The sequence below is a fragment of the Vibrio sp. ZOR0018 genome (genome assembly GCF_963865925.1).
Classification (GTDB): domain Bacteria; phylum Pseudomonadota; class Gammaproteobacteria; order Enterobacterales; family Vibrionaceae; genus Vibrio; species Vibrio anguillarum.
This window is the reverse complement of the sequence record NZ_CAWMCN010000123.1, coordinates 256,128-271,609: the sequence shown is the minus strand read 5'-3', so window position 1 is coordinate 271,609 and position 15,482 is coordinate 256,128. Positions and strand designations below refer to the sequence as shown.

Annotated in this window: 16 protein-coding genes; 10 read left to right on the top strand and 6 right to left on the bottom strand. The window is 45.4% G+C overall.

Features of this window, described 5'->3' with window-relative positions; translation table 11 throughout:
* Positions 1–3: 3 nt before the first annotated feature.
* The 3 genes from torC to focA all read right to left on the bottom strand — a co-directional run bounded on the left by torC (position 4) and on the right by focA (position 2,911).
* Positions 4–1,188 (bottom strand): pentaheme c-type cytochrome TorC, encoded by a 1,185-nt coding sequence (torC, locus tag AACR75_RS15600; RefSeq protein WP_026028833.1) that lies wholly within the window; start codon positions 1,186–1,188, stop codon positions 4–6.
* Positions 1,189–1,239: 51 nt separating this feature from the next.
* Positions 1,240–1,416, bottom strand: a complete 177-nt coding sequence (torE, locus tag AACR75_RS15595; protein WP_010318622.1) for a trimethylamine N-oxide reductase system protein TorE — start codon at positions 1,414–1,416, stop codon at positions 1,240–1,242.
* A gap of 640 nt (positions 1,417–2,056) precedes the next feature.
* Entirely contained in the window at positions 2,057–2,911 is an 855-nt protein-coding gene (focA, locus tag AACR75_RS15590) for a formate transporter FocA (protein WP_026028023.1), read from the bottom strand.
* A gap of 302 nt (positions 2,912–3,213) precedes the next feature.
* Between focA and AACR75_RS15585 the strand changes: the two genes are divergently transcribed.
* The gene (locus tag AACR75_RS15585) at positions 3,214–3,447 is read left to right on the top strand and encodes a TIGR02647 family protein (RefSeq protein WP_010318620.1); all 234 of its coding nucleotides are present in this window, start codon (positions 3,214–3,216) and stop codon (positions 3,445–3,447) included.
* A gap of 64 nt (positions 3,448–3,511) precedes the next feature.
* Here the strand turns inward: AACR75_RS15585 and AACR75_RS15580 are convergent, their stop codons facing one another.
* Positions 3,512–3,955 carry a PACE efflux transporter gene (locus tag AACR75_RS15580; RefSeq protein WP_013857051.1) on the bottom strand — a complete coding sequence of 148 codons (444 nt, stop codon included), beginning with the start codon at positions 3,953–3,955 and terminating at the stop codon, positions 3,512–3,514.
* A gap of 96 nt (positions 3,956–4,051) precedes the next feature.
* Here AACR75_RS15580 and AACR75_RS15575 point away from each other — a divergent pair, with 96 nt between their 5' ends.
* The 3 genes from AACR75_RS15575 to AACR75_RS15565 are packed head-to-tail and all read left to right on the top strand — an operon-like array spanning position 4,052 to position 6,430.
* Positions 4,052–4,942: a LysR family transcriptional regulator gene (locus AACR75_RS15575; protein WP_047690916.1), complete on the top strand. Its 891-nt coding sequence runs from the start codon at positions 4,052–4,054 to the stop codon at positions 4,940–4,942.
* Positions 4,943–4,974: 32 nt separating this feature from the next.
* Positions 4,975–5,805 carry an NAD(P)H-binding protein gene (locus AACR75_RS15570; RefSeq protein WP_047690913.1) on the top strand — a complete coding sequence of 277 codons (831 nt, stop codon included), beginning with the start codon at positions 4,975–4,977 and terminating at the stop codon, positions 5,803–5,805.
* The gene (locus tag AACR75_RS15565; RefSeq protein WP_047690911.1) at positions 5,798–6,430 is read left to right on the top strand and encodes a YdcF family protein; all 633 of its coding nucleotides are present in this window, start codon (positions 5,798–5,800) and stop codon (positions 6,428–6,430) included. Before AACR75_RS15570 ends, AACR75_RS15565 begins: the two co-directional genes overlap by 8 nt.
* A gap of 101 nt (positions 6,431–6,531) precedes the next feature.
* Here the strand turns inward: AACR75_RS15565 and AACR75_RS15560 are convergent, their stop codons facing one another.
* Positions 6,532–7,110, bottom strand: a complete 579-nt coding sequence (locus AACR75_RS15560; RefSeq protein ID WP_026027614.1) for a thymidine kinase — start codon at positions 7,108–7,110, stop codon at positions 6,532–6,534.
* 120 nt (positions 7,111–7,230) lie between these two features.
* Entirely contained in the window at positions 7,231–9,006 is a 1,776-nt protein-coding gene (aspS, locus tag AACR75_RS15555; protein WP_047690909.1) for an aspartate--tRNA ligase, read from the bottom strand.
* A 276-nt stretch (positions 9,007–9,282) separates the two neighbouring features.
* Here aspS and AACR75_RS15550 point away from each other — a divergent pair, with 276 nt between their 5' ends.
* The 6 genes from AACR75_RS15550 to AACR75_RS15525 all read left to right on the top strand — a co-directional run bounded on the left by AACR75_RS15550 (position 9,283) and on the right by AACR75_RS15525 (position 15,451).
* Positions 9,283–10,149 carry a DUF72 domain-containing protein gene (locus tag AACR75_RS15550; protein WP_017047720.1) on the top strand — a complete coding sequence of 289 codons (867 nt, stop codon included), beginning with the start codon at positions 9,283–9,285 and terminating at the stop codon, positions 10,147–10,149.
* A 100-nt stretch (positions 10,150–10,249) separates the two neighbouring features.
* Positions 10,250–10,993, top strand: coding sequence for a carboxy-S-adenosyl-L-methionine synthase CmoA (cmoA, locus tag AACR75_RS15545; RefSeq protein ID WP_047690907.1), 744 nt, complete (start codon positions 10,250–10,252; stop codon positions 10,991–10,993).
* A gap of 94 nt (positions 10,994–11,087) precedes the next feature.
* Positions 11,088–12,059 (top strand): tRNA 5-methoxyuridine(34)/uridine 5-oxyacetic acid(34) synthase CmoB, encoded by a 972-nt coding sequence (cmoB, locus tag AACR75_RS15540; RefSeq protein WP_047690904.1) that lies wholly within the window; start codon positions 11,088–11,090, stop codon positions 12,057–12,059.
* 139 nt (positions 12,060–12,198) lie between these two features.
* Positions 12,199–12,951: an ATP-dependent zinc protease family protein gene (locus AACR75_RS15535; protein ID WP_026028024.1), complete on the top strand. Its 753-nt coding sequence runs from the start codon at positions 12,199–12,201 to the stop codon at positions 12,949–12,951.
* Positions 12,952–12,965: 14 nt separating this feature from the next.
* Entirely contained in the window at positions 12,966–14,471 is a 1,506-nt protein-coding gene (locus AACR75_RS15530) for an inactive transglutaminase family protein (RefSeq protein ID WP_017044665.1), read from the top strand.
* Between the two features lie 2 nt (positions 14,472–14,473).
* A complete protein-coding gene (locus AACR75_RS15525; RefSeq protein ID WP_019280854.1) occupies positions 14,474–15,451 on the top strand; it encodes an alpha-L-glutamate ligase-like protein in 978 nt (325 codons plus the stop codon).
* The last annotated feature ends 31 nt before the right edge of the window (positions 15,452–15,482 follow it).

Genomic DNA, 15,482 nt, shown 5'->3' with positions numbered 1-15,482 from the left:
GGATTAATGGTGACCTTCAGCAAAATCTGAAGAGTGTTTTTGTAGATACTTCAAGACTAACGCTTCGCTGTCTGTGTCGAAGTTGACGAATGCCATCATGCCGTTAAACATGCCCGGCCAAGTATTCGCATCAAAATGCGCTTCATCCGGTTGGCTATGACAGACAGAGCAGTTCGTTTTATAGGCCTCACCCGCTTTTTCCCAAATTGGATCCACGCTATCGAGCATGGCTTGTTTTTTCATCCACACTTTCGCGTTTACTTTTTCCCAAGGTAGACCGGTGAGATCATCGACACGCTTTTCACCAACAGTGACGATTGCATCATTTTGTGCCGCTTCTTTCATCAAGGAGCCCACAGCGATGTTCATACCAAAATCTTCTTGGATCACACGACCAAAGCCTTTTGCTTTACGCCAACCATCAATTTCGATTTGAATCATCTCGCCTTTCTCATCCAATACCGTGACTGCCGATGCTGGGTTCAGAAGGCCTGCTTCCACTTGAGCTTGCGCATCTTCATAAATAGGTAAGAAGCGAACGCTCACCACTTGCTTGCCGACCGAGTAATCGGTTTTAGATGCCAACTGCTCTAGCTCGCCAATCAGTCCACCTGAGCTATCCATATTTTTAGGCAGGTTGTGGGCGATCCCTTTATGGCAATCTAGGCAACTTTGATCTTTTTCCGCTGCTTGTTTCATCTGAATACGCGCGGTTGCCGACATCTGTTCGAAATCCATCGAATCGTAATTGTGGCAATTTTTACATTCCAATGAGTTGTTGGCTGAAAAGCGCTCCCACTCATGCTTGGCCAATTCAATACGGCGCTCTTCGAATTTTTCAGGGGTACCTAAATCACCAAAAACTTGCGCAAATACCTCCTTAGAGGCTTGCATCTTACGCGCAATTTTAGCGGTCCATTCGTGTGGTACGTGGCAGTCTGGGCAAGTGGCACGTACGCCTGAATGGTTTTTCCAGTGCACGGTTTCTTGCAGCTCAACATAAACGTTGTCGCGCATTGTGTGGCAGCTGATACAGAATGCTTCTGTGTTGGTGGCTTCCAGTGCAGTATTAAAACCGCCCCAGAAAATCACACCGGCGATAAAACCGCCCATCGTGAGCACACCAAGGCTGATGTGCACGGCTGGACGAGTCATAGTGCGCCAAATTTTGACTAACAATGATTTCATGATTCGCTCTCTTAAATTTTCGATCAAAAGGATTACGGGTGAACCGTGGAATTAACCGTGCGCACCAGGAGGACCAAAGAGGAACACTTGCAGCATCCAAACAATGAATCCATAACCGCCGACAAAGGCGATACTTAAGATCGGAAAGAGAACCACTGTGATTAAGAGGAAAGACTTCCACTCAAGCGAACGTTTCTCATTACTCTCTATTTTATTAACATCACTCATACATTTGCCTGTTTTGTATTTCAGTCATTTTGAGCAGCTCGACGACAGAGCTCAGCTTATTACCATTTCTGATACGAAATGTTAGACCATACTCTTTGTAGGGTTCAATCGATTCCTACCTTATATAGCAAGGAATCCACTACTTTTTTGAGCTCACACGGAGTTGTGTTTGATTAAGAATTTATGTATAGAAATGTGAGTAGTTGTGTCAGTTTAATTTCTTTTCACAAACGTTAAACAAGAAACAAAAAAGAAACAAAATGAATTGCAAGATAGGATTGAGGTACGAATTCCTTCCCGCTAAACGCTCAAATGACAACCGAAATGTAACGCCATTGTTAATAAGATGAGGTATGGTTAGATGTCGATCACCGCTCAGGAATCGGTGTTATATTCGCCCCACTTCAGTGCATGATGCACTGCCCACTGCTGGGTTTTTGTGCACTTCTTGATAGAATTGATCTTACACACTGGCTTTAAAACAGCTTATCCACAGAAAATGTGGATAAGCTGTTTTAAAGGTATAAATAGTGAATAAACACTAGCAGAAGCAGTCAACACCACCTAAGGTGATGGTTTAGAAATGACAACAAAAAGCGGCCCTTAAAGCCGCTTCTAAAATCATCTCTTCAATAAGGAGTTATTCGTGAGATCCATCTCGAAGGTAAATTAACCAGTACCAAATGCCAACAAAAACACCCCCACCGATGATATTGCCAATCGTCACGGGTAATAGGTTATTGATCAAAAAACCCATTAAGTTGAGGTCTGCGTAGTCGGCAATATTGGCACCCGTCATCTGCCAAAACTCAGCGGGTGCAAAATATTTGATACCAATTGCCATCGGAACTTGGAACATATTAGCGATGCAGTGCTCAAAACCCGCGGCGACAAACATGGCGACAGGTAAAATCATCACCATAATTTTGTCAGTCAAGGTGCGACCACTGAAAGTCATCCAGACCGCCACGCACACCAACACGTTACACATAATGCCAAGCGCTACTGCCTGCATAAACTCGTGGTGCAACTTATGCTGAGAAATGGCCATCGCATTGAGGCCAACTTGTCCACCATCAAACATATATTGTTTGGAAACAAGCATACAAGCGACAAGCATCAGCGCACCAGCAAGGTTGCCAAAATAGACGATGACCCAGTTTTTAATCAGCATGCTCCAAGAAATTTTGCCACTCGCACGTGCAACCAACGTTAGCACTGAACTAGTGAATAACTCACCACCGGTGACCACCACCAAAATAAGACCTAAGCTAAACGCAAAGCCGCCGATAAAACGACTCAGACCCCAAGCCATATCGCCCGTTCCTGTCGTCACTGTAGTGTAAAAAACGAAAGCAATACCGATATGAATGCCAGCAGAAATGGCAAGAAGGAAAGACTTCATCGGATCTTTCGTCGCTTTTCCAACGCCAGTTTCTGCGGCGCGCTCTGCCATTTGCGGTGGCAATAGGGAATCAAATTGGTTTAAGTTCATGGCAAGTAACATTTTGAAACAAGTTATATAAGGCGCGGATAATCGCTCCATTCCTATGACAATTCAAGAGCTATTTTCTATGTTTACAAAAAATGTGTTTAGCGTGATGAAAATCATAAAAATTTATTGGTAGCCCATATCCAGCATCTATAGATAGCCACTCTCTTGCAAACCAATGATGAATATAACTGTGTGAAATATCCCCAATTTGGTTGCAGATAACATTTCTTACAACAACTGATTGCAGCCAACAGCGCCGCCATCTATGGTGACAAAAAATCATTCACTATATAGGTGTCGAGATGAAATTTACTCAACAAAATATCGCCGAGCTCAATCTACTCCTCCAATTTGATTTAAGCAGCGCTGCGACTGGTATTAAAGTCCGTAATGATGCGTCTGACGACATGCAATCCGCCGTTCAACGTCTTTACGAAAAAGGTCTGTGTACATTACCTGATGGTGGCTATTTGACGGATGAAGGCATCGAAGTGGCCGAACATGCAGAGCGCGTGCTGCGCGTTTTGAACTCTTAATCTAGCCTGCAAAGGCAGCCGAGACTCTGCTGGCTGCCTTGCCCCTTTAAAAAACCGCCCTTCTTTATTTGGCCATTCGCTCAATCCAACGTTGATAGGGCTGAATTCGATCATATCCCCAGTTAAACAGTGTGGTGTAGATAAAGAAAAAGGTCAGAAACCCAGCTTCCAAAATCAATGCATCCCACATCGATACGTCTAAAACCCAAGCGATCACCGGAATAGAAATAAAGACGAGCCCACCTTCAAAACCGGTCGTGTGTAACAAACGTAAGCTAACCGTACGCGCTAATCGGTTGGTACCAAACACTCGGTCGAACAAAACGTTGTATAGATAGTTCCACGCTACGGCAAATAGGCTCAAACCAATACCTATCATGGCTAAATCCCCCGTTCCCTGCCCTGTCACCAATGCGGAGATTGGAATAATTAACGCTAATGCGGTCACTTCAAACGTTATTGCATGGAAAAGGCGCTCTTTCATCGACAGCTCTCTCATTGACATCATTTTTCTCCTCTTTATTCTTCGTCTGAGGTGTTGAATGGACTCATTTTCATCTATATTAAAGATACTAAAAAGTTAGATAGTATCGGTAAATGAGATATGTTGAGTATTGATCAGTTGCAAGCCTTCACCGCAACCGTTGAGAGTGGCTCTTTCTCCGGCGCGGCAAGACAGTTGGGCAAAGTTCAATCGGCCGTTAGCCAACACATCATCAATTTAGAAATTGATTGCGGTGTAGAACTGTTTGATCGCTCCGGCCGTTATCCACGATTAACCGCGCAAGGCGAACGACTTCTACCGTATGCGCAAGCGACGTTGCAGCAACATCAACGCTTAGCGCAACAAGCACAACTGCTTGCTTCATCACCCAATCAACAGCTTTCGCTCGCGATGGATGAAGGGATCCCGTTACAAGGGTTAACCCATTTATTCAAACAGTTAGCCACACAGTTTCCACACATTGAAATTGAATGTTTAAGTGCATCAAGTACCGATGTGATTGAGATGGTGGAACAAGGTCGCGCTAGCTGTGGGATCATCTTCAGTGAATTGGCCTTACCGAATAACCTTGATTTTGAAAATGTCGGTTCAATCCGTTTTGATGTTTATGTGGCCGCAGAGCATGAATTGGCTCAGCATCAAGCGCCCCATATCGATATGCTAAGATTGCATCGCCAACTCGTTATCCGCTCACGCAGCCATAAAACCAGCAGTTTCCATCAAGCCTTTAGCCCCGAGATATGGTACGCCGATAACTACTATCTATTATTAGAGATGGCGTTAAGCGGTTTAGGATGGTGTTTGCTGCCAAGTTATTTAGCCGAAAGTGAACAAGCGATGGGGAAATTAGTGCCTGTCCCTGTTGAGTTTGAACAGCTGGCTTGGTATACCAACATTGATGTCATTCAGCACCAGCGCATGAGCGCCGATCCTATCCATAAAATGGTCAGGCAGTTGTTGCGCCAGCTTAGTCCACTCACCGATGCCTGATCGGCATACAATCAATACAGGATGTACATTTTATGAGCACCATTACCCTCATTGGCGCAGGTTGGCTAGGCCTTCCTCTAGCGCAAGCTCTTACCGAAAACCACCAAGTCTACGCCAGCCGCACCCAAACGGCAGGAATGCTTGAGTTAACGCAACATGGCATCACAGGCTTTGTATGCGATCTTTCTCTGCGCGACCAAAGCTTATCGCAGCATTTTATTGCTCAAAAAAGTGAGATTGTGATAGGCAGCTTTCCACCCGGTTTTCGCAAAGGAAGAGGGCAAGAGTATGCGCAGCAGTGGCAGCATTTAGTCGCACAAGCAAAGCTGGCTAATGTGCGTAAAATCGTCATGGTCAGCTCAACCAGCGTCTATCCTGACATTGCACAGCCAATGAGTGAACAGCATGCCTCCTTGTCACTGGCGCAAAATGACTCAAACTTCAGTGAAGGAGCACGAATTATGTTGCAAGCCGAGCAACACGTTATCGATTCAGGGCTAGATTATGTCATTGTACGCTGTAGTGGCTTGATCGGACCAAACCGTCATCCCTCACGATTTGCAGCGCGTTTGGCGCAAGTCAGCCGGCTTGCACCAGCTAATATGTTGCATCAAAAAGACGCCATTGGTGCACTGATTTTTGCCAGCGAAAAACTCTCCAAACAGGTCGTTAACGCCACCACACCACAAACCGTGAGTAAAGCTGAGTTTTATCAAGCCGCGTTGGCGGCCGCCGAGCTAGACTCACCATTGCCGCCAATTGTCGATATTGCAGACAAGCGTATCTTAAGCGACAAGCTGAGCCAATTGGGCTATCAATTTCATTATTCACACACGTTAGAGGCACTGGCACTGAATGAGTAAACATCTCTACCAACACATTGAAACCTTGTGGCAGTACATGCAGATGAAGCATGAGCTCGTCGCGGCCGACATCATTATGGTGTTTTGCAGCAATGATTTGCGCGTGGCTGAGTATGCTGCACATTTGTACCAACAAAATCTGGCTCCCTACCTTCTTTTCTCTGGCGGACAAGGGCGTTTTACTGAGGGTAAATTTGCTAAAAGCGAAGCAGAAACCTTTGCTGACATAGCCAAAGATTGTGGCGTACCAACCCACGCGATTTTACTGGAAAAAGAGGCGACTCACTCTGGAGAAAATGTACGATTTAGTCATCATCTATTGGCAGAAAAATCGATCACTGCGCAACGTATTATTGTGGTTCAAAAACCCTTCATGGAACGTCGTGCCTACGCCACATTTGTTCAGCAGTGGCCCGCCCCATTTGAGTCATTGATGGTGACCTCTAGCGGAGAGGCATTTTTCGATTATCTTGATGAGGATTTCACCGTTGATGTTGTACTGAGTGCGCTATTAGACGATTTTGTGCGAGTCCGCGACTACCCAGCACAAGGATTTCAGATTGAGCAACCGATCCCAGACGATGTGACACTTGCTTACCAAGTTCTGAGTCAATTTGAGTGGTAACACAAGTTGTGGGGCATACAAAGTTGTGGAGCATACAAAATAGATAGGGAGGCTTAAACCTCCCTATCGAATAATTTGTTCAAGGCGCAGAAGTAATGAATTTACTTACCCAAGGCTTCTTTATAGTGCTGACGACATACCGACACGTATTTATCGTTACCACCAATAGAGACTTGATCACCTTCGGCAATCGCCACTCCATGTTCATCGGTGCGAATGACCATGTTCGCTTTACGGCCACAATGACAAATTGTTTTCAATTCCACCAGCTTATCGGCCCAAGAAAGTAGATATTTACTCCCTTCAAATAGCTCACCTAAGAAATCGGTACGCAAGCCATAGCACAGTACCGGAATGCCGATTTTATCGACCACTTCAGTCAATTGATAGACTTGCTCTTTGGTTAAGAATTGGCACTCATCAACCAAAATACAGTGACGCTTTTGTTGCTCGTGCAGTGCGTTGATCTCATCATACAAATTCGTTTCAGCGGTAAAAAGCTGGGCGTCTGATTCCAATCCTATTCTTGAACTTACTTTACCAACACCATAACGGTCGTCGATGGCGGCGGTATAGATCACGGGCGTCATACCACGCTCTTGATAGTTGAAAGAAGATTGTAGAAGAGTGGTTGATTTACCTGCATTCATCGCAGAGTAATAGAAATACATTTGAGCCAAAAGAGAGATTCCTGTCACTAAGTCAATTGGCGAGAGAACAAGGTTCACTCAAATAAAAAAGGATAACCCTACGCGGGGGCAAAAAAGAGGGTGACTTTCGCCACCCTGTTACCGTTGCGTTTATTGCGCTTTTTCTTTTGCGACCGTCACCGCAATCGCCAACTCTTCGAGCGACGCTGGGTTAGCCAGACTCGGTGCATCCGTTAGCAAACAAGCGGCTGCGGTTGTTTTAGGGAAGGCAATCACGTCGCGAATATTTTCCGTACCACACAACAGCATCACCAAACGGTCAAGACCGAATGCAAGACCTGCGTGTGGTGGTGTACCAAATTTCAGCGCATCCAATAGGAAGCCAAATTTCAGTTGTTGCTCTTGCGCATCGATACCTAAAATATCAAACACCACAGATTGCATTTCAGCATTGTGAATACGCACCGAGCCACCGCCCACTTCATAGCCGTTTAATACCATGTCGTAAGCATTTGAATTTGCAACCGCGGGGTTGGCTTGCAGCTCTTGCGCGGTTAAGTTAAGTGGCGCGGTAAATGGGTGATGCATAGCATGCAAGTTACCTTCGTCATCTTCCTCAAACATCGGGAAATCAACAACCCATAGTGGAGCCCATGAATTTTCATTGGTGATCGCCAGATCTTTACCCAATTTCAAACGCAGCGCACCCAAGGCTTCAGTCACCACTTTTATTTTATCGGCACCAAACAAAATGATGTCGCCAGACTCAGCGTGAGTGCGTTGTAAAATACCTTCCACAATGTCAGCCGAAAGGAATTTCGCGACCGGAGATTGAACGCCCTCTAAGCCAGCAGCGCGGTCATTGACTTTCATCCACGCCAAACCTTTCGCGCCATAAATACCAACAAACTCAGCGTAGCTATCAATTTGCTTACGAGTTAATGCCGCGCCACCCGGTACACGAATAACCGCCACGCGTCCTTTAGCATCATTAGCTGGGCCAGAGAAAACATTGAAATCCACATCTTTTACAAGGTCTGCAACATCAACCAATTCCAGTGGGTTACGCAGATCCGGCTTGTCGCTACCATAGCGACGCATCGCTTCGCTGTATGGCATCACAGGGAAATCGCCTAGATCAACGTTTAGTAGTTCTAGCCACATGTTGCGAACCATTTTTTCGGTCACTTCACGCACTTGGTCGGCCGTCATAAATGACGTTTCAATATCGATTTGAGTAAATTCTGGTTGACGGTCAGCACGTAAATCTTCATCACGAAAACATTTTACGATTTGATAGTAACGGTCAAAACCTGACATCATCAGCAACTGTTTAAACAGTTGTGGCGATTGAGGAAGTGCATAGAAACTGCCTTTGTGCACACGACTTGGCACTAAGTAATCACGCGCCCCTTCCGGCGTTGCTTTCGTCAAAACTGGCGTTTCAATATCGAGGAAACCGTGTTCGTCAAGGAAGCGGCGTACAAAGCTAGACGCTTTAGCGCGCAGCTTAATACGATCACTCATTTCTGGACGGCGTAGATCTAAGTAACGATATTTTAGACGTTGCTCTTCTGAGTTCTTTTGGTTGAAATCCAGTGGCAAAACATCACTGCGGTTGATAATCGAAATCCCACTCGCGAGAATTTCCACTTCGCCAGTCGCCATCTCTTTATTGATTTGACTTTCTGGACGCGCGCGTACTTCACCAGTTAGCTTAATGCAGAATTCATTACGCAGTTGATTAGCTACTGCAAATACATCCGCCATATCTGGATCAACCACCACCTGAACGATGCCTTCACGATCTCGCATATCAATAAAGATAAGACCGCCTAAATCACGACGGCGATTAACCCAGCCGCACAACTCCACAGTTTGTCCTGCAAGGGACTTGTTCAGGTGACCACAATAATGGCTACGCATAATGAATTTCCCAATCTCTAATTAGTTATCAATTCTAAGCCGCTCAGCGTCATTATCTGAGCAGCGCAAAGTTCCATTTATACGCTGAAAGATGTGCAAAATCGACCTTCCAGAATACAATTTGTTGTGTTTTATCAAGGGTTGCTGCTTTTTAAATCAATAATCAACCAAAATAGCAACACCGCTGAGAAATTGCGGCTGATTATAGCGTTAAAATACCAAAATCATCAAAACTCTCGTAGAGTATTTATTTTTAGTAATGGATGAAAGGTCAGTATGATGAATTTACCACTGCGACTCGGCCTTACCATGTGGTCACACGCGGGCTGGCAAAGTACGTTTTACGGCGCGGGAACGCCTGCTGCGCAGCGTCTTGAAAAGTATGCGAGGGTTTTTCATACCGTAGAAGGCAACACTACTTTCTATGCGTCACCTTCCATGAACACAGTGCAGAACTGGCGCGCCGCCACTCATGATGATTTTCGGTTTACGTTCAAACTGCCCAAAGCTATTACCCACGAACATAAGCTCACTGGCTGCCAAGATCAGTTAAAAGATTTTATGATGCTCATGGAGCCTCTGCACTCTCGTGTTGGATTATGGACCATCCAACTGCCAGCTACTTTTGGCCCACAGCACTTAGAGCAGTTGAAAAAATTCTGCGCCTATTTTCCCGCAGGTTTTCCACTGAGTGTTGAAGTGCGGCACCTTGAGTTTTTTGCTAAGGGAGAAGCTGAAAAAGCGCTTAATCAATGGTTAGTTGAATCGTCGGTTGACCGAATCATTATGGACAGTCGTCCTATCTTTTCGGCCAAACCGACAACTGACGTCATCATTGATGCTCAGAAAAAGAAACCTAAAGTCCCTGTTCACGCCATTGCCACGGCACAAACGCCGATGATCCGTTTTATCGGCCACCCAGAATTAGAGGCCAATTACCCCTTTTTTGAAGCGTGGATGACCAAACTGCCACATTGGATCGAACAAGGAAAACAACCTTATCTTATGGTCCACACGCCAGACAATATTGAAGCCCCATTATTAGCCGCCGAACTATACCAACAGCTGCAACAACGACTCACATTACCTACATTGACAACATTTCCAGCCCAAGATGACCAGCACCAAATCACCCTATTTTGATGATCGCGTGCGAGGTTAATGACACGCGCACACTTTTCTCTTAGAATGTGCGCCTTTTTTAAGGTAGCGCGACGGTCAGCATTGCTTTTTACGCATCGCCATGAGGTACATTATGAGCCATCATAAAGACATCATTTTTTCTGCTCCAATCGATAAAATTGGTGATTTTACGTTTGATGAACGAGTTGCTGAAGTCTTCCCTGATATGATTCAGCGCTCTGTGCCGGGGTACAGCAATATTATCTCTGCAATCGGCATGTTAGCTGAGCGCTTTGTTAAGCCACACTCTACCATTTACGATCTGGGTTGCTCTTTAGGGGCGGCTACGCTTTCGATGCGTCGTCATATTCACCAAGAAGGTTGTAAAATTGTAGCGGTTGATAATTCGCCTGCTATGGTTGAGCGTTGTAAATTGCACATTAACGCCTATCGTTCGGATACGCCTGTCGAGGTGATTAAAGCCGACATCCGTGAGATTGAAATTCATGATGCCTCAGTGGTGGTGCTCAATTTTACGCTGCAATTTCTATCGCCAGAAGATAGGCTCGCGCTGCTTGAAAAAATCTACGCGGGCCTTCGCCCGGGTGGCATACTGATTTTATCTGAAAAGTACATTTTTGAAGATGAAACGGCGCATGAGCTGCTAATTGATCTCCACCATGACTTCAAGCGAGCCAATGGTTACAGCGAATTAGAGATCAGTCAAAAACGCAGTGCGATTGAAAATGTGATGTGCCCAGATTCCATCACAACACATAAAGCTCGCTTTAAACAAATTGGCTTTTCAAGCTATGAAGTGTGGTTCCAGTGTTTCAACTTTGGTTCAATGTTCGCCATTAAATAATAGAATGCAGTTTTGGCTTTTTTCCCTAGAAGGGCCAAAACCTGATGTGCCATTTGTCTAGGGTCTTTTTACCTAATCTAGGAATACGCTTTGCATGTTTAACTTTGCCAATTTTTATCAACTGATCGCTCAAGATACCCGTCTCCAACCTTGGCTAAACGTTTTGCCACAACAGTTGACGGACTGGCAAAATGCAGAGCATGGCGACTTTGACCGCTGGGTTCGTGCGCTAAATAAAATCCCCTCGGGTACACCTGATCTGATTGAGCTCAAACAGTCAGTCACTCTCTCAAATAGCACACCGCTGGCGTTAGGCGAACAGAAGAAATTGGAAAGTTTGCTTAAAACTTTTCATCCTTGGCGCAAAGGGCCCTATCACTTACACGGTATCCATATCGACACTGAATGGCGATCCGATTGGAAATGGGACCGCGTATTGCCCCACATTTCACCGCTGAAAGACCGTTCCGTGCTGGATGTTGGCTGTGGTAATGGTTATCACATGTGGCGTATGCTTGGCGAAGGTGCTCGCCTGTGTGTGGGTATCGACCCTTCGCACCTGTTTTTAGTGCAGTTTGAAGCGGTGCGTAAACTATTGGGTGATGACCAACGTGCTCATCTTCTGCCACTAGGTATTGAACAATTACCTGAATTGAACGCCTTTGACACCGTATTTAGCATGGGTGTCCTATACCATCGCCGCTCACCGCTAGATCATCTGATCCAATTGAAAAATCAGTTGGTCACAGGGGGCGAATTGATTCTTGAGACGCTGGTTATTGAAGGCGACGAAAATGCGGTGTTGGTCCCTGTCGACCGCTACGCACAAATGCGTAACGTCTACTTTTTCCCTTCCGCCAAAGCGCTCAAAGTGTGGCTTGAGAAATGTGGTTTTGGTGACGTGCGTATCGTTGATGAGAGCGTCACCTCCGTTGATGAACAACGGACAACTCAATGGATGACGCACAACTCATTACCCGACTATCTTGACCCAAACGACCCAAGCAAAACCGTAGAAGGGTATCCCGCACCACGACGCGCTATTTTGGTAGCAAAAAAACTATAATTGACACAGTTTTAACGCTTGGCTATGCGTATAATACTACCCTTGTCAAAGGATGCCGTACGCATCCTTTTTTATCAGCTAAATTTTGTTAGCTAAACTTCTGTTTATCCGTATTCATTACAAACACATAAGGTCGCAAATGTTTAAGTCTGTAGCCCCCGTCATTGCCATTGCCTTACTGTCAGGTTGCACTCTAACCAATGGTGAACAATACCACCAAGCTACCCTCGCAGCGATTCAAGCTTCCGAATCGAACCTCAGCAACACAATGACCAACCTTGAGCTTCAGCTAAGTAACCAGAATGATTACATTGAAAGCCTTGAAAACCAAATATCAAAACTCGATCGAAAACTAACAAAACTTAAGCAGATCACGACCAATACCCAACAAAAACGTGTAGAAGCAACCAGTAATGATGATGTGATAATTCCAGTCGCTACACCCTCTATTCAAAAATCACGCTATGACGTCATTTTAGGTGAAGTCGAAAAAGTCACGATTGATTCGATCAAACAAACCTTTGATGCTCGAGTTGATACAGGGGCCGCCACCTCTTCACTCAATGCGATTGATATTGAAGAGTTTGAACGTAATGGGAAAAACTGGGTGCGCTTTCATCTTTCCGATGGTGATAGAGCAACAGACGAGAGTAACTGGATTGAATCACCCATTATTCGCTACGTTAAAATTCGCCAATCGACCAACGATGAGATGGAACGCAGAGCCGTTGTTGAGCTGTGGGTAAAATTAGGAAGTATTCACGAAAAAGCACAGTTCACCTTGGCTGATCGCTCTCAAATGAGCCATCCTATTCTTCTAGGCCGCGAGTTTATTCGTGATATCGCGTTAGTCGATGTCAGTCGCAAGTATATCCAAACCGAAACTAAATAGTAGCAAGGACATTTATGACGTCACGAGTTCCATTTTATCTATCCGTTTTATTGCTGATAGTGGCAGGAATCACACTGAGTGTAGTTCGCCACCAAACTTACGGGGTGCCATGGACACCCGGGGAAACTCGCCAAATTTGGGATATTGAAGCACGTGTTGAATTCAATGCGTTAGGCAAAGAAGCCAAAGTCTCTTTAGCTGCGCCTCATACTCAAGATGGATATACTTTGATCAATGAATCGTCATCATCACCAGGTTATGGCGTAGCTTACGTTACCACTGATACGGGCAAACGTGTTGAGTGGTCAATCCGCAAAGCAACTGGCCCACAAACGATTTACTACAAAAGCCAATTTTTAGTCGATCCTCAAGCGAAAGCGGCCCCTATCCCCCCCATCGGTGATGTGGTCAAGCCAACCTTTGACGGCCCAGAAGAAGCAGCGGCTATCGCATTAATTGAACGAGCGAATCAACGCTCGGCGGATAACATCACTTTTACCCGCGAACTGATTAAAAACCTCAATGACGCCGATAGCCAAAACGCCTCTTTGCTGCTTAATAAAATGAGCAAAGTGGACGCCACACAAAAACTGCTGTCATACTCTCAAATTCCCAATAAAGTCGTTGGTGTTATTCAGCTCGAAGATGGTCGCCGCCGTCAAACGATTCAACACATGAACGAAATATGGAATGGCGATCAGTGGGTACTTTTTAACCCTGAAACGGGTACGCAGCCCAACCACCCTAACCTACTAGTTTGGGATGAATCCAACGTTTCACTGCTGGATGTCACGGGTGGGCAAAACAGCCAAGTTCACTTCACTATGCTGTCTCAAGATGTTTCACCTCAAACGGCAACCAATAATAAAATTGAGGCCGACAAACTCTTAAACTTCTCTATTCACAGTTTGCCGCTTGAAGAGCAAGCGATGTTCAAGACCATCATGTTGATTCCTATCGGTGCATTAATTGTGGTGTTCTTGCGGGTGATTATTGGGCTAAAGACTTCGGGAACCTTCATGCCGGTACTGATCGCCGTGGCGTTTGTTCAAACTCAATTACTGACAGGTATCGTGGGCTTTCTGCTTATCGTCGGAACAGGTTTGATCATTCGTAGCTATTTATCGAAATTGAACCTGCTACTGGTAGCACGGATATCGGCGGTCATCATTGCGGTAATACTCATCATTTCTGTCTTTACCGTCGTTGCCTTTAAGATCGGGCTGACCGAAGGGTTATCCATTACCTTCTTCCCGATGATCATTCTCTCTTGGACCATCGAACGTATGTCGATTCTGTGGGAAGAAGAAGGAGCAAAAGAGGTGATTTTACAAGGTGGCGGCTCGCTCTTTACTTCCATCTTAATCTACTTAGCAATGACTAACTCTTATGTCCAACACCTAACCTTTAATTTTATTGGCTTACAGCTGATCGTATTAGCTGCCATTCTGCTATTGGGAACCTATACTGGATACCGTTTAACTGAACTTCGCCGTTTTAAACCGTTAGCCGAGGAGTAAAGATGTTTTCATTATCCGAATACACTTCTCCATTTAAGCTACGCCGTAAAGGCATTATGGGCATGAACAAGCGCAACCATAGCTACATTGGTCGCTATAACGATCGCTCAAAATACCCATTGGTTGATGATAAGTTACAAACCAAATTGATTGCGCAGCGTGCGGGTTGTACTGTGCCAAAACTGATTGGTGTGATCAGTAATCAAGCGGATGTGAAGTCGATCCATGCCATGGTTAAAGAGTGGCCGGGCTTTGTGATAAAACCTGCACGCGGAAGCGGTGGTAAAGGAATTTTAGTGATTATGTCGCACAAGGATGGCGTGTACACTAAACCTTCTGGTGCGACCATCAACCAGCAAGATGTTGAGCGCCACATCAGTAATGCCTTGGCCGGACTATTTTCACTAGGCGGTAAAAATGATGTTGCTGTGGTTGAAAACCTAATTAAGTTTGACGATTGTTTCGAAGGCTTTAGCTATGAAGGTGTGCCTGATGTACGCATTATTGTCTTCAAAGGTTACCCCGTCATGGCGATGATGCGCCTTTCGACTTCGGCTTCTGATGGTAAAGCCAACTTACACCAAGGCGCTGTTGGCGTAGGTCTTGATATTGCGACAGGAAAAGCAGTACGAGCCGTGCAGTTTAATTTACCCATCACTGAGCACCCAGATACCGGCAAAGAGCTCTCAACGCTGCAAGTACCACATTGGAAAAAGCTACTCACCTTAGCCTCTAGCGCTTGGGAAATGACCGGCCTTGGTTATATGGGAACCGACATGGTGTTGGATAAAGAAGAAGGACCAATGGTACTTGAACTGAACGCTCGCCCAGGGCTTGCTATCCAGATAGCGAATGGCGCAGGGCTGTTGCCACGCTTGCAGCATATTGAAAGTTTAGGTACGCAACTTATCTATCCCAGCCCCGAAGAACGCGTGGCTTATGCCGCAAAGCAATTCGGTTCAGGTGAGGTAAGCGAGTAACTCTCACCAAATTTAATCACTAAAAAGCCCA

What these genes read in the sequence shown, in the direction of transcription:
- torC (WP_026028833.1), bottom strand. Translation starts at nt 1,188, where the DNA reads ATGAAATCATTGTTAGTCAAAATTTGGCGCACTATGACTCGTCCAGCC.
- torE (WP_010318622.1), bottom strand. Translation starts at nt 1,416, where the DNA reads ATGAGTGATGTTAATAAAATAGAGAGTAATGAGAAACGTTCGCTTGAG.
- focA (WP_026028023.1), bottom strand. Translation starts at nt 2,911, where the DNA reads ATGAACTTAAACCAATTTGATTCCCTATTGCCACCGCAAATGGCAGAG.
- AACR75_RS15585 (WP_010318620.1), top strand. Translation starts at nt 3,214, where the DNA reads ATGAAATTTACTCAACAAAATATCGCCGAGCTCAATCTACTCCTCCAA.
- AACR75_RS15580 (WP_013857051.1), bottom strand. Translation starts at nt 3,955, where the DNA reads ATGATGTCAATGAGAGAGCTGTCGATGAAAGAGCGCCTTTTCCATGCA.
- AACR75_RS15575 (WP_047690916.1), top strand. Translation starts at nt 4,052, where the DNA reads ATGTTGAGTATTGATCAGTTGCAAGCCTTCACCGCAACCGTTGAGAGT.
- AACR75_RS15570 (WP_047690913.1), top strand. Translation starts at nt 4,975, where the DNA reads ATGAGCACCATTACCCTCATTGGCGCAGGTTGGCTAGGCCTTCCTCTA.
- AACR75_RS15565 (WP_047690911.1), top strand. Translation starts at nt 5,798, where the DNA reads ATGAGTAAACATCTCTACCAACACATTGAAACCTTGTGGCAGTACATG.
- aspS (WP_047690909.1), bottom strand. Translation starts at nt 9,006, where the DNA reads ATGCGTAGCCATTATTGTGGTCACCTGAACAAGTCCCTTGCAGGACAA.
- AACR75_RS15550 (WP_017047720.1), top strand. Translation starts at nt 9,283, where the DNA reads ATGATGAATTTACCACTGCGACTCGGCCTTACCATGTGGTCACACGCG.
- cmoA (WP_047690907.1), top strand. Translation starts at nt 10,250, where the DNA reads ATGAGGTACATTATGAGCCATCATAAAGACATCATTTTTTCTGCTCCA.
- cmoB (WP_047690904.1), top strand. Translation starts at nt 11,088, where the DNA reads ATGTTTAACTTTGCCAATTTTTATCAACTGATCGCTCAAGATACCCGT.
- AACR75_RS15535 (WP_026028024.1), top strand. Translation starts at nt 12,199, where the DNA reads ATGTTTAAGTCTGTAGCCCCCGTCATTGCCATTGCCTTACTGTCAGGT.
- AACR75_RS15530 (WP_017044665.1), top strand. Translation starts at nt 12,966, where the DNA reads ATGACGTCACGAGTTCCATTTTATCTATCCGTTTTATTGCTGATAGTG.
- AACR75_RS15525 (WP_019280854.1), top strand. Translation starts at nt 14,474, where the DNA reads ATGTTTTCATTATCCGAATACACTTCTCCATTTAAGCTACGCCGTAAA.